Source organism: Pantoea sp. B623, from assembly GCF_024814475.1.
Taxonomy (GTDB): Bacteria; Pseudomonadota; Gammaproteobacteria; order Enterobacterales; family Enterobacteriaceae; genus Pantoea; species Pantoea ananatis.
The window spans coordinates 2750984-2764547 of record NZ_JANUXM010000004.1 but is presented as its reverse complement, the minus strand read 5'-3'; the positions used below and the strand labels follow the sequence as shown (position 1 = coordinate 2764547).

The 13564-nt window shown below is 54.1% G+C and carries 10 protein-coding genes; 2 read left to right on the top strand and 8 right to left on the bottom strand.

The window, feature by feature from the left end; all coding sequences use genetic code 11:
- Window positions 1-8: 8 nt before the first annotated feature.
- The 3 genes from glgX to asd all read right to left on the bottom strand — a co-directional run bounded on the left by glgX (window position 9) and on the right by asd (window position 6168).
- Entirely contained in the window at window positions 9-1988 is a 1980-nt protein-coding gene (glgX, locus tag NXS97_RS14570) for a glycogen debranching protein GlgX (protein ID WP_235193337.1), read from the bottom strand.
- A complete protein-coding gene (gene glgB / locus NXS97_RS14565) occupies window positions 1985-4168 on the bottom strand; it encodes a 1,4-alpha-glucan branching enzyme (protein ID WP_105083355.1) in 2184 nt (727 codons plus the stop codon). Before glgB ends, glgX begins: the two co-directional genes overlap by 4 nt.
- An 890-nt stretch (window positions 4169-5058) precedes the next feature.
- The gene (asd, locus tag NXS97_RS14560) at window positions 5059-6168 is read right to left on the bottom strand and encodes an aspartate-semialdehyde dehydrogenase (protein WP_013027540.1); all 1110 of its coding nucleotides are present in this window, start codon (window positions 6166-6168) and stop codon (window positions 5059-5061) included.
- A gap of 219 nt (window positions 6169-6387) precedes the next feature.
- On the opposite strand from asd, the gene NXS97_RS14555 reads away from it, so the two are divergent.
- Window positions 6388-6981: a YhgN family NAAT transporter gene (locus NXS97_RS14555; protein WP_006121032.1), complete on the top strand. Its 594-nt coding sequence runs from the start codon at window positions 6388-6390 to the stop codon at window positions 6979-6981.
- A gap of 44 nt (window positions 6982-7025) precedes the next feature.
- Here the strand turns inward: NXS97_RS14555 and gntU are convergent, their stop codons facing one another.
- The 4 genes from gntU to NXS97_RS14535 all read right to left on the bottom strand — a co-directional run bounded on the left by gntU (window position 7026) and on the right by NXS97_RS14535 (window position 10838).
- The gene (gene gntU, locus NXS97_RS14550) at window positions 7026-8366 is read right to left on the bottom strand and encodes a gluconate transporter (protein ID WP_028715885.1); all 1341 of its coding nucleotides are present in this window, start codon (window positions 8364-8366) and stop codon (window positions 7026-7028) included.
- A gap of 3 nt (window positions 8367-8369) precedes the next feature.
- Complete coding sequence (gene gntK / locus NXS97_RS14545; protein WP_014604836.1) at window positions 8370-8906, bottom strand: gluconokinase; 537 nt, start codon at window positions 8904-8906, stop codon at window positions 8370-8372.
- 141 nt (window positions 8907-9047) lie between these two features.
- Window positions 9048-10043, bottom strand: coding sequence for a gluconate operon transcriptional repressor GntR (gntR, locus tag NXS97_RS14540; RefSeq protein WP_013027543.1), 996 nt, complete (start codon window positions 10041-10043; stop codon window positions 9048-9050).
- Window positions 10044-10142: 99 nt separating this feature from the next.
- Window positions 10143-10838 (bottom strand): pirin family protein, encoded by a 696-nt coding sequence (locus tag NXS97_RS14535; protein WP_014594800.1) that lies wholly within the window; start codon window positions 10836-10838, stop codon window positions 10143-10145.
- A 362-nt stretch (window positions 10839-11200) separates the two neighbouring features.
- Between NXS97_RS14535 and NXS97_RS14530 the strand changes: the two genes are divergently transcribed.
- A complete protein-coding gene (locus tag NXS97_RS14530) occupies window positions 11201-11695 on the top strand; it encodes a GNAT family N-acetyltransferase (protein WP_014604835.1) in 495 nt (164 codons plus the stop codon).
- Window positions 11696-11728: 33 nt separating this feature from the next.
- Here NXS97_RS14530 and ggt read toward each other — a convergent pair whose 3' ends face one another.
- The gene (gene ggt, locus NXS97_RS14525; protein ID WP_028715887.1) at window positions 11729-13480 is read right to left on the bottom strand and encodes a gamma-glutamyltransferase; all 1752 of its coding nucleotides are present in this window, start codon (window positions 13478-13480) and stop codon (window positions 11729-11731) included.
- Window positions 13481-13564: the final 84 nt, after the last annotated feature.

The following is a 13564-nucleotide window of genomic DNA, read 5'->3' as shown; positions in this document are numbered from 1 at the left end:
ACTCCTTATCATTGCTTTTGGAACACACACACAGCGTGTGCGGGACCATGCCAGACAGTTAACCGGATGGGGTGACATTCCCCGGTGAAAGGAGGAAGGACGTGCCATTCTCCGTCTGGTAAGGCGATATCACATATCGAATCTGTCGCATTTATTGTTATTAACCAGCGGTCTGAAAGCAGAATCTGCAGGCTACACATGCCCTGCTTCCAGCCAGCTTCATCTACGGGATTACCCTGGGCGTCCAGCCACTGAACATTGCCGTCATCGTTCTGCCACCAGCGATCTGCTGTGAGTGCAGGAATTCGCTTGCGCAGTTGAATCAGCGACGCCGTAAAATCGACCAGCGCTTTTTCGTCATCGTGCCAGTTGAGCCAGCTCAGAGGATTGTCCTGGCAATACGCATTGTTATTGCCCTGCTGACTTTGACCCCGTTCGTCTCCCGCCAGCAGCATGGGCGTTCCCTGAGAAAGCAGCAGCGTGGTCAGCAGCCCTTGCATGCTGCGGCGCCGACGCTGCGCCACCTCCGCACTGCTCTCCAGACCTTCTGTACCATGATTGTGGCTATAGTTGTTACCATGCCCGTCACGGTTTTCTTCACCGTTAACTTCGTTATGTTTATTGTTGAAACTCACGAGGTCGCGCAGGGTAAAACCATCGTGAGCGGTAATCAGATTGATGGTCGCGTGTGGCCTGCGATCGTCATGCTGAAAAAGGTCGCTTGACGCGGCAAACCGGCAGGCAAATTCCCCCAGGCTGACGTCACCATGCAGCCATGCGCGCCGGGTCGTATCGCGAAATTGATCGTTCCATTCTGCAAAGGGCGCAGGAAAATTGCCTACCTGATAACCGCCTGGACCGATATCCCAGGGCTCGGCGATCAGTTTGACTTTTGACAGTATCGGACAGGCGCGAATGGCCTCAAACAGAGCCGCATCGCGGTGATAATCCGGTTCGCGACCCAGCACCGGCGCAAGATCAAAGCGGAAACCATCGACGTGACAGACGCGCACCCAGTAGCGCAGCGCCTCCAGCGTCCAGTTCATTACCTGCGGATGGCTGAGGTTCAGGGTATTGCCGCAGCCGGTCCAGTTGTGATAATCGCCCTGTTCGTCCAGCCAGTAATAGCTGGCGTTATCAATGCCGCGAAAGGAAAGCGTCGGTCCGGTGTCATCCAGTTCCGCCGTGTGGTTAAACACCACATCCAGCAGCACCTCAATCCCGGCAGCGTGCAGACGCTTTACCGCCTGCTGAAACTCTTGCAGAGGAGACAGGCCATCCTGACCCGATGCATAGCGGGGATCGACAGCCCAGAGGGCAAAGGGGTTATAACCCCAGTAGTTAGTCAGTCCCAGGCGCAGCAGGCGAGGCTCGCTGGCGAACTGCGCAATGGGCAGGAGCTCAATGGCGGTGATGCCCATTTTCAGCAGGTAATCCACCATCACCGGATGGCCCAGAGCAGCATAGGTGCCGCGCAGGGGTTCGGGAATGCCGGGATGCAGCTGCGTCAGACCGCGGACATGCGCTTCGTAAATGACGCTATCGCCCCACGACGTGCGCGGCGGCACATCCCCTTGCCAGTCGAAATCGTCCGTCACGACAATGCTCTTGGGAGCGAGGGCGGCGTTATCACGACCATCAGGCTCGCCATACCCGCAGTGAAAGCGCGGATCGTCGGGGACATCGCCCTGCACTGCTCTGGCGCAGGGATCGATTAACAGTTTGGCAGGATTAAAAAAGTGCCCCTGCTGGGGCGCCCACGGCCCGTGTACCCGATAGCCATAACGCTGTCCGGGCTTGAGTCCGGGCAGATAGCCGTGCCAGATATCGCCGCTTCGCTCAGTGAGTTCAACGCGCTGCTCAAGGCCGTTCTCATCGAACAGGCACAGTTCAACACGCTCAGCGTGATGGGAAAACAGCGTAAAATTGACCCCTTTCCCATCGTAGCTGGCACCCAGCGGTTGGGGATGTCCGGCACGTAATATCATTCCCCCTCCCGCACGAACCATACCGTCGCCAGTGGCGGTAAATTCAGGCTCAGCGATTGCGGGCGGCCATGACTTTCCTGCTGATCGGTGTGCACCAGATGATTGCGCACGTCGCTGCCGTGGTATTCATGCTGGTCGGTATTAAGCACTTCGCGCCAGCTGCCCGCCTGGTTCACGCCGAAGCGATAGCCCGGACGCGGGACAGGGGTAAAGTTGCTGACAACAATCACTTCATTGCCATCACGGTCGCGACGTACAAACGCAAAGACGGAATGCTCTGCATCATCAACAACCAGCCACTCAAACCCCGCTGGATCGAAATCAAGCTGATGCAGGGAGGTGTAATGCTGATAGGTATGGTTCAGATCGCGCACCAGACGCTTAACGCCGTGATGCCAGTTGTCCTCACCTTCGAGCAGGTGCCAGTCAAGGCTGACATCGTGATTCCACTCTTTGCCCTGCGCAAATTCGTTGCCCATGAATAACAGCTTCTTACCCGGAAACGCCCACATCCAGCCGTAGTAGGCACGCAGGTTAGCGAATTTTTGCCAGGCATCTCCCGGCATGCGATCAAGAATAGAGCGTTTTCCGTGCACCACTTCATCGTGCGACAGCGGCAGGACGAAGTTTTCGCTGTAGTTGTACATGATGCCAAAGCTCATCAGATTATGATGGTAGCGGCGATGTACCGGGTCGAGTTTCATATAGTCCAGCGTGTCATGCATCCAGCCCAAGTTCCATTTGTACCAGAACCCCAGGCCGCCACCTTCAGGCGGTCGTGAAACACCAGGATAGTCTGTGGACTCTTCAGCCATCGTCACTGAACCTGGGGCGACGTGTCCCAAAGTACGGTTGGTATAACGCAGGAAATTGATGGCTTCGAGATTTTCGCGACCACCGTATTGATTGGGGATCCACTCGCCTTCGGCGCGGCTGTAATCACGATAGATCATTGAAGCCACCGCATCGACACGCAGGCCATCAATACCGAAGCGCTCCATCCAGTACAGTGCATTGCCTGCCAGGAAGTTACTGACTTCCCGACGGCCAAAGTTGTAAATCAGTGTATTCCAGTCCTGATGGTAACCTTCACGCGGATCGCTGTGCTCATACAGTTCGGTGCCATCAAACTTCGCCAGACCAAAATCATCGCTCGGGAAATGGCCTGGCACCCAGTCCAGTAACACATTCAGCCCTGCGGCATGGGCGCTGTCGATAAAGTAGCGGAATTCATCACGGGTACCGAAACGGCGGGTGGGCGCGTACATACCGAGCGGCTGATAACCCCAACTGCCGTCAAACGGATGTTCGTTAATGGGCAGCAGCTCGATATGGGTAAACCCCATCTCTTTAACGTAAGGCACCAGCTGTTCAGCCAGCTCTTTGTAACTGAGCCAGAAGTTGTCATCAGTATGGCGACGCCACGATCCCAGATGCACTTCGTAGATAGAGATGGGTTTATCAAACTCATTTGCCGCTTTGCGTGAGGCCGACATCTCCACTTTTTCGGGCAGGCCGCAAATCATTGATGCGGTTTGCGGACGCATTTGTGCTTCAAATGCTAAAGGATCGGCCTTGATACGGAGCTGTCCATGGGCATCGATGATTTCAAATTTATAGAGTTGCCCGTTAACGGCGCCGGGAACAAACAGCTCCCAGACGCCCATTTCCTGACGCAGACGCATCGGATGACGACGGCCGTCCCAAAAGTTGAAATCACCGACAACCGATACGCGGCGTGCGTTAGGTGCCCAGACACAAAAACGCGTACCAATCACACCATCAATGACGTCGCCGTGGGCGCCCAGCGTTTCATAGGGCCGCAGGTGCGTGCCTTCTGCCAGCAGCCACAAGTCCATCTCTTGCAACAAAGGGCCAAAGCGGTAGGCATCATCAATGAGGTTCTGCTGGCCGTGCCAGTTAACCGCCAGTTGATAGCGAAACGGATTTTTACGACGAGGAACGACGCCACTGAAAAAACCACGAGAATCATCACACTTCAGTTGGACCAGTTTGCGTCCTGTTGAGGTTTCAATGACCCAGACTTCCAGGGCTTCCGGAAGCAGCGCACGCACTTCAAGACCATTTTCGGTTTTATGCATCCCCAGCAGTGAAAAGGGGTCGGAATAATTACCCGCAAAAAGGGCATTGATCGCCTGGCGATCGGGTAGCTCTGACATGACTTTCTTCCTGTGATAGTTGGCAGGCGAAAAGACCACGACGTCGTGTTATCGCAGGTCTGTTGCGCTGCTCTTCATTGAGCCATGAGTACAGCGGCGTGGGTGTCAAAACGAAACGCTCCTCACCACGCGCCTCCTTAAATCACAACCAGTTAGCATCAAGCCTGTCTGCTCAATGCAAAGCCCGTAGTACCGCCAGATGCCCATCCGGCAAGCCTCCAGACATTAAATAACTTTTACTTTCACGTGCAAGCCGGCCCTGGCTAAAAAAGGCAGTCATCACCTACATCATCTGATGTAAGACCGTTTTTAAGAGAGAACACCCGCCTTTTATTTTTGCGAACCGCCCCGCAAAAAATTAAATTATATTAATGTATAACAGATTCGCGTTTCATCTTATTTAATAAAAACCGGCCACTTTTCGCTAAGAGCCCGCCATTCCGCTTAAGCCGTTCTTTTTTTCGGAAAGACCGGCCGGGAGGAGGACGTTTTACCGCCCAGCTGCTGCACCGCGTATCTCAGGCGCCGCCGGGTTTTAGCGCAGAGCGAAGCCGCCAGCATCGCGGGTTAAGCGCTGCCAGTCAGATATGATTTATCCGCCTCATCGGTTTGATGGACATCGGTGAAAAACAGTGCCAGTACGTTCCTCGAAAAAATGTCTTTCCCATCTACAACAACCATTTAGTTAATAAAGTAAAACAGTTAACTCGCGGCGCACCCTTGTTAAATCATAGCTTGATGACAGCGGTTATAAGAGCAGATAAGCAAAAATTTATTTCTGGACAGGCAAAAAGGGGAAGCGGATCACTTAGCGATCGTAACAGTAGAACAATTTGCAGTGATTTATGGGAATAAGACCGGACAAGTCCGGTCTTTTGATGCTTTCAGATTTAGTCGATGAGCAAACGCAACATGCGACGCAGCGGCTCGGCAGCGCCCCAAAGAAGCTGATCGCCGACAGTAAAGGCAGAAAGATATTCTGGCCCCATATTCAACTTGCGGAGACGTCCTACCGGTGTATTCAGCGTACCGGTCACGGCGGCTGGGGTGAGTTCACGCAGGGTGAGTTCACGATCGTTAGGCACCACTTTCACCCATTCATTGTGGGAAGCCAGCAGTTGCTCAATTTCCGCCAGCGGCAGGTCTTTTTTAAGCTTCAGCGTAAAGGCCTGGCTGTGGCAGCGCAGCGCGCCCACGCGGACGCACAGCCCGTCAACCGGAATGACGCGCGGGGTCGCCAGAATTTTGTTCGTTTCGGCCTGACCTTTCCACTCTTCGCGGCTCTGACCGTTTTCGAGTTGCTTGTCGATCCACGGAATCAGGCTGCCCGCCAACGGCACGCCAAAGTTATCCGTTGGCAGCGTACCAGAGCGGGTGAAATCCGTTACGCTTCGCTCAATATCCAGAATCGCCGAAGCCGGGTTTTGCAGAGAAGTCGCCACGTGATCGTGCAACATGCCCATCTGCGTCAGCAGTTCGCGCATATGACGCGCGCCGCCGCCGGATGCCGCCTGATAGGTTGCCACTGAGGCCCATTCCACCAAATCCTGTGCAAACAGACCGCCTAGCGACATTAACATCAGGCTGACGGTGCAGTTACCGCCAACAAAGGTTTTTACGCCGCTGTCGATGCCCTGACGAATAACCTGATGGTTAACCGGATCGAGAATAATGATGGCATCGTCTTTCATACGCAGCGTTGACGCCGCATCGATCCAGTAGCCATTCCAGCCGCTGGCGCGCAGTTTTGGATAGATCTCAGAGGTGTAGTCACCGCCCTGACAGGTGATAATGATATCCAGCGCGTTCAACGCCTCAATATCAAAGGCATCCTGCAACGTACCCTGCTGCTTGCCTGCAAACGTCGGGGCCGCTTCACCGTGCTGCGAGGTGGAGAAGAAGACCGGATTGATCACATCAAAATCCCGTTCTTCGCTCATGCGGGACATCAGCACTGAGCCAACCATACCGCGCCAACCAACTAAACCTACATTCTTCATGTCATGTCCGTTTCAGGATGATAAACACCTGACTTTCTTATCGAAGGGAAAAGTGTCGTGGTACTCTCACGCCACTCTGCGTAATAATCAGATCTGCCTGTGATGATTTACTCTACAAAATGCAGCTTTTCTGGCAAGTGAATTAATGTAATCAGGCCAACTTTTTCAGCAACACCGCTAATAACCTGACTTTATCTATAACGAGAAGACGTAAAACGAATGACTGAAATGATCTCGGCAACAATATTATTGTTGTTAATAATGGATCCCTTAGGCAATTTGCCGATTTTTATGTCGGTTTTAAAGCATCTGGAACCGAAACGTCGGCGAGTCGTGCTTATTCGTGAAATGCTGATTGCGCTCATCATCATGTTGCTGTTTTTGTTTACCGGCGAGCGAATTCTGGCCTTTCTCAACCTGCGTACTGAAACCGTGTCCATATCTGGTGGCGTCATCCTGTTTTTAATCGCCATCAAAATGATTTTCCCGTCACCTGAAAGCAGTAGCACGGGCTTACCGGCGGGAGAAGAGCCTTTTCTGGTGCCGCTGGCGATTCCCCTGGTGGCAGGGCCGTCATTGCTGGCGACCCTGATGCTGCTGTCGCATCAGTATCCCAATCAAATGTCGCATCTGGTGGGTGCCCTGCTCATTGCCTGGGGCGTAACGGTCATGATTCTGCTGTTGTCAGGCCTGTTTCTTCGGCTGCTGGGCGATAAGGGCGTTAATGCGCTGGAACGTCTGATGGGATTGATACTGATTATGCTGGCAACGCAGATGTTCTTAGACGGGATTCGCGTGTATCTGAAGTTGTAACCATGGTCGATTGTAACCGGGCAGCCCTGCCCGGTTACAACGCATCAGGAAAGCAGCGTAAAGGCGATCATGCCGACTACGGCACCGACGGTGCCCAAAATGGTCTCCATCAATGTCCACGTCTTTAAGGTTTCCCCTTCCGTGGCGCCGGTAAATCGCCCAAACAACCAGAAACCTGCATCGTTAACATGGCTGATAATAATGGAACCGCCACCGATACAGATGGACAAGGCCGCCAGCTGCGCGCCGTTATAATGCAGTGGCTCAATCACAGGCATGATCAGTCCCACTGTCGTCAAACAGGCGACCGTGGCCGATCCCTGAATCACCCGGACCGCCCCAGACAGAATAAAACAGGCCAGCGCAACGGGCAGCCCGGCACCGGTCAGGGCATTTCCCAGCACAGGCCCTACGCCGGAATCGACCAGTACCTGTTTAAAGACGCCGCCTGCACCAATCACCAGCAAAATAATGCCCGCTGGCTGCAGTGCGCTGCCGCAAATCTGCATCACTTTCTCTTTTTCCATGCCCTGACGATAAGCCAGGCCGTAAATAGCCACCAGGCAGGCCAGCAGAATGGCGATAAAAGGATGGCCGATAAATTCCAGCCATTGATAAAGCGCGGTGCCTTCCGTGGTGAAGCGTGCGCCAATGGTTTTTAACCCGACCAGCACGAGAGGAAACAGGATTAATGCCAGGCTAAAACCAAAAGAGGGCAGCTTGTTTTCATCAATATCCGGCTGATGATCTTCAGGAGGCGCGCTGAACGAAACGCGTCTGGCGATATAATTACCAAACAGCGGCCCGGCAATCAGCATGCCCGGCAGCGCAGCGCACAGGCCGATTAAAATCATCCAGCCAAAATCTGCGTGCATCTGAGACGCCAGCAACATGGGCGCAGGCCCCGGCAGCAGAAAGGCCGCGGCGGCGGCCACTCCGGCAAACAGCGGTATCACCAGCTTCACCAGATTATCCCCCGTGCGTCGGGCGACGGCGAAAGCAATGCTGATAAGCAGTACCACGGCAACTTCAAAGAAGAGCGGTAAGGCGCAGATTAGCCCGGCGATTCCCATGGCAAAGTGGGCGCGGTTTTCGCCAAAGGTCTTGAGCATGCGAACCGCAATTTGGTCAACGGCACCGGTTTCATGCAGGATCTTGCCGAACATCGCGCCCAGCGCCACCACAATTGCCAGAAAGCCCAGCGTGCCGCCCATGCCTTTCTGCATGGTTTCGGCGATGTTATCCAGTGGCATACCGGATAACAGCCCGGCTCCGACTGAAACCAGCATCAAGGCAAGAAAGGCATGCATGCGGGCTTTCATCACCAGAAAGAGCAGCAGCAGGACAGAGCCTGCTGCGGTTAAAATAAGTGTTGCGGTATTCATGGCCTAGCCTTGATTAATGGCGTCCTTGATGGTCGCAACCGTCGCCGCCACAACCTCATCCAGCGGGTTCGCGATATCCACGACCAGCACATCTTTTTCATCACTGCCCGGCTCTTCCAGGGTGGCAAACTGCGTCACCAGCATTTGCGGCTTGAAGAAGTGGCCTTTACGCGCCTTCAGACGGGCTTCGATGGTATCGAAATCCCCTTTCAGATACACAAAACGCAGGTTGTCATTGCCCTGACGAAGAATGTCGCGGTAATGCTTTTTCAGGGCTGAACAGACGATGATGGAAATGGCCTGGGTGCGTTGCATCGCGAAAGCCGCGTCGTTCAGAGCCTGTAACCAGGGCAGACGATCGTTATCATCCAGTGGATGGCCTTCTGCCATTTTCAGGATATTGGCACGCGGATGAAGAAAATCACCGTCGAGAAACGCGGTGTTCAACTGGTGAGAAACCTGGTTAGCGACAACGGATTTACCGCTGCCTGAAACACCCATCAGAATAAAAACGTGATGTGGCGAAGATTGCGTGGTCATTTTTTACTCCGGCAAGTTCAGTCAGTCTGCCATGTTACCGATAACAATGGTGGAGCACATTGTCCTGGTGGCATTACATGCTGGCAACCTTTTTACATCCCAAAGCGTTAAAGTGTGAGCTGCTTCATAAAATCGCGTTAATCAGATACTGCCACCTTCCAGAATCTCAAAACCGATATCCAGAGGTGGTGTAACGCTGTGTTCCCCGGCGATACGCGCCAGTAATAATGCAGCAGACTCACGTCCCATTCGGTCGCGCGGGGTGAGTACCGTTGCCAGCTGCGGCGTGACAACCTGGCTAATATCATGGCCGTGGAAACCGGCAATCGCCATTTGGGAAGGCACCTTGAGTCCCTGTCGCTGACACTCAAACATCGCGCCGACCGCCAGATCGTCATTGGTACAGAACAGGCTGTCTGTCTGAGGATAACGGCGCTGCGCTTCACGCAGCAGATCGCCGCCTGCGCTAAACGAGGAGGCTTCTTCCATCATCACGCTGCGCGGCGTTAATCCGGCCTCGCGCATGGCGGCTTCATAACCGCGCTGTTTTTGCAGCGTTCGCTCATCCAGACGCGCGCCCAGATAAACGGTATGACGATGACCTTTATTGATGATTGCCAGCGTCATCTGCCGGGCCGCCTCGACATTGTCAAAGCCGACCGCCATATCAAGACAAGGGGTAACGCTGTCCATCATTTCAATGACCGGAATCCCCGCCACTTCCAGCATGCGCAACGTGCCGGGCGTGTGGGTGCGCTCCGTCAGGATAACGCCGTCGATGTTCCAGCCCAGCAACGACCGTAGCTGACGCTCTTCTTTTTCCGGGTTATAGCCAAAGTGCGCCACCAGCGTCTGATAACCGGCCTCATCGGTGACGGCTTCAATGCCACGCAGTACGTCGGCAAAAACCTGATTGGTCAGGGAAGGCAGCAACACGCCAATGGCGCGGCTGGTCGCATTCGACAGCATATCCGGGGCACGATTCGGTATGTATCCCAGTTCATCCAGCGCCACGGCAATCTTTTTCCCCAGCGCAACGGACACCTGCTCGGGATTACGCAGATAACGACTGACAGTCATTTTGGTGATACCGATACGATCGGCAACGTCCTGTAAAACCGGTCTTTTCTTCTTCATCGTAAGCGCCTGGATAGCCCTGAAAGCAAGTTACGACGAGTCTATCACTTTTTTGCAGCCAGATTGCCAGTGGGGCGAGATATGCCCGCCCCAACAGGCTTATACCGGCGGCAGATCAAACAGCAGGACTTCCGCGGCGCTGTCTGCTTCGAGCACCAGGCTGCTTTCGTCCCAGATGGCAAAAGCATCGCTGTTTGTCGCTGGCTGACCGTTTACCTTGACCTGGCCCTTCACCACCTGGATCCAGATACGGCGGCCCGCGTCGGGTACCACGCTGTCGCTGTCGCCCGCCGCAAATACCCAGCGCGACAACGTCATGTCCTGCCAGACTTTGAGCGATCCGTCACGGGCATCAGGCGTCAGAATATACTGGCGTCCCTGTACGTCGGGAAAACGGCGCTGAGCGTAGCGCGGCTCTATCCCTGTGCTTTCTGGAATAATCCAGATTTGGTAGAGGTGCAGGGGTTCGGTTTGGCTGGCGTTATATTCTGAATGACGCACGCCCGTACCGGCACTCATAATCTGGAATTCGCCTGCCGGTATCTGTTCTTTATTCCCCATGCTGTCCTGATGTTCAACGGTACCTGACAGCACATAGGTCAGAATTTCCATGTCTTTATGGGGATGCGTACCAAAGCCCTGACCCGGATCGATCACGTCTTCGTTAATGACGCGTAACGCCGAAAAGCCCATAAAATTGGCATCGTAATAGTTGGCAAAGGAAAAGGTATGCCAGCTGTCCAGCCAACCGTGATTCGCGTGACCGCGTTCTTCAGCTTTACGTAAATAGATCATGTTCAAATCTCCTCACTGTTTTTTATAGTGTGGTATCCGGCGTAAAAGATTGATAGCTGAAAAACTTCACCTCTCTGTTCAAAAATTATGAACATTAAATCACGGGTTGTTGAAAGGGGCTGAAGGAGGCCTGGCGGGAAGAGGTAGCAAAAAAAAGCCAGCACCCGGCTGGCTAAATAATACTGGAAGCAATGTGAGCAATGTCGTGCGTTCTACCGTGTCGATGACACGCGAGAAAGCATGACAATAATAATCATTATCATTCGCATCTGTAAAGTCTTTTTGCACATTCTTTTATTGACGTCATGCGTAAATACCTTGAAGTTGAAAGGGTTATCACCCTGCCAACAAGGATAAGCGCTATGAACACGGTAACCATTCGTCATGCTATCCCTTCTGACGCATCCGCATTAACGCGTCTTTACAGCCAGCCCGAAACGCAGGCGGCTACCCTGCACCTGCCTTATCCTTCCCCCTCGCTGTGGGAGCAGAAACTCGCCAACCCGCGCGCGGGCGTTTATATGCTCGTTGCCTGTCTCGGTGAGCAGGTCGTTGGGCAACTTACGCTTGAGGGAATGACGGCCGCACGGCGACGGCATTGTGCCAGCCTGGGGATGGGCGTCGATCCGGCGTTTCATCGTCGCGGGATTGGCAGCGCCCTGATGGCCGCGATGATCGATCTCTGCGACAACTGGCTACAGGTTACGCGCATTGAACTCACGGTGTTTGCCGACAATGACAACGCGATAGCGCTGTATCACAAGTTCGGCTTCCGAATTGAAGGCACCGCGCAAGGCTTCGCCATGCGTGAGGGTGCCTTGATCGATACACATTATATGGCGAGGCTGAAAACATAAGATTACGGGCAGCCAAAGGGCTGCCCGTTTTCATCAGTAACCTGCGCTCAGGTCATCTACGGTGCGCGGATCGGACGCGCCATACAGCGTACCGTCAGGCCCAATCATAATACTTTGGGTACTGCCCATCGACGGCAACACTTTCACATGCTGGCCTTTGGCCTCCAGTAACCGCAAGGTATCCGGACTGAATCCCTTTTCAACACGCAGCTGATCGGGCAGCCATTGATGATGGAAGCGCGGCGCGTTGGTCGCCTCTGCCACGTTCATCCCGTAATCAATACTGTTCACCACCATCTGCAATACCGTGGTGATAATGCGGCTGCCGCCCGGGCTACCCGTTACCAGCCATGTTTTCCCGTCTTTCACCACGATAGTCGGTGACATCGAAGACAGCGGACGCTTCCCGGCCTGCACGGCATTGGCTTCGCCGCCGACTAACCCGTAAACATTCGGCGTGCCCGGCTTGGCAGAGAAATCATCCATCTGGTTATTCATCAGAATGCCGCTGTTACCGGCGACGATACCGCTGCCGAAGTAGGTGTTAAGCGTGTAGGTGACAGCGACCGCATTGCCACTTTTGTCCACCACGGAGAAGTGAGTAGTTTGATTACTTTCGTAAGGGGCCAGTTTACCCGGCTTGATCTCGCTGGACGGGCGGGCTTTGGCAATATCAATCTGCTGCGCCAGTGACTTCGCATAGGCTTTGCTGGTCAGCGCCTGCCAGGGCACCTTGACGAAATCCGGATCGCCCAGATATTCGGAACGGTCCGCGTAAGCATACTTCTCCGCTTCCGCCATGACCTGCATCGCGTCCGCGCTGCCGAAGCCCATTTTGCCCAAATCAAAATTTTCCAGGATATTCAGGATCTGCACGATATGAATGCCGCCCGATGAAGGCGGTGGCATGGAAAACACCTCATAACCACGATAGGTGCCGCTGACGGGCTTACGTTCAACCGCATGATAGGCTGCTAAATCGGCTTTATTAATTAACCCGCCATGCTGGGCCATTTCGGCAGCGATTTGATCGGCAATTTTTCCTTTATAGAAGGCATCCGGGCCTTGCTGCGCAATCAGTTGTAAGCTGTGGGCCAGATTTTTTTGCACCAGACGGTCGCCCTTCTGCCACGGCGTACCATCAGCCTTATAGAAAATGGCTTTGCTATTGGGATGCGTAATCAGCACTTCCTTACCGTAGGTTTTCAGGTCATCCGCCAGCGCATCGTTGACGACAAAACCGTCACGCGCCAGTTTAATAGCAGGCGCCAGCAGCTTGCTGAGCGGCAGCGTGCCATATTTATTGACGGCTAAAGCAAAACCCGCCACGGTGCCGGGCGTACCTGAGGCCAGGTGCGAAGTGAGGGAAAGCTTGCTATCGGCATTTCCCTGCTTATCCAGGAACATATCGCGTGAAGCCGCCGCCGGGGCCATTTCACGGAAATCGATGGCCGTGGTCTGTCCTGATGCCGTGCGCAGCAGCATAAAGCCCCCACCGCCCAGGTTGCCCGCCTGCGGATGCGTGACCGCCAGCGCAAAGCCCACCGCAACGGCGGCATCCACGGCGTTCCCCCCCTGGCGCAGGATATCCACCCCAACCTGGGTTGCCAGCGCATCAACCGAGGCCACCATACCGTTATGCGCCTTAACCGGATGAAAGGTATCACTGTCGACACCATAAGAGACGGGCGGTGCCTGAACCGGCGCGGCACCCGCCCCGGTCACAACAGTAAAACTCATCAATAATGACCAGCCCAGCTGGCGCAGTTTGCCTTGCATCATCATGTTGTTTCCACTCTCCACTTTTATTTACATTTCTTTATTCTTTATGTAACTGACTACAAACACAGTCGAATATCAAGAATTAAC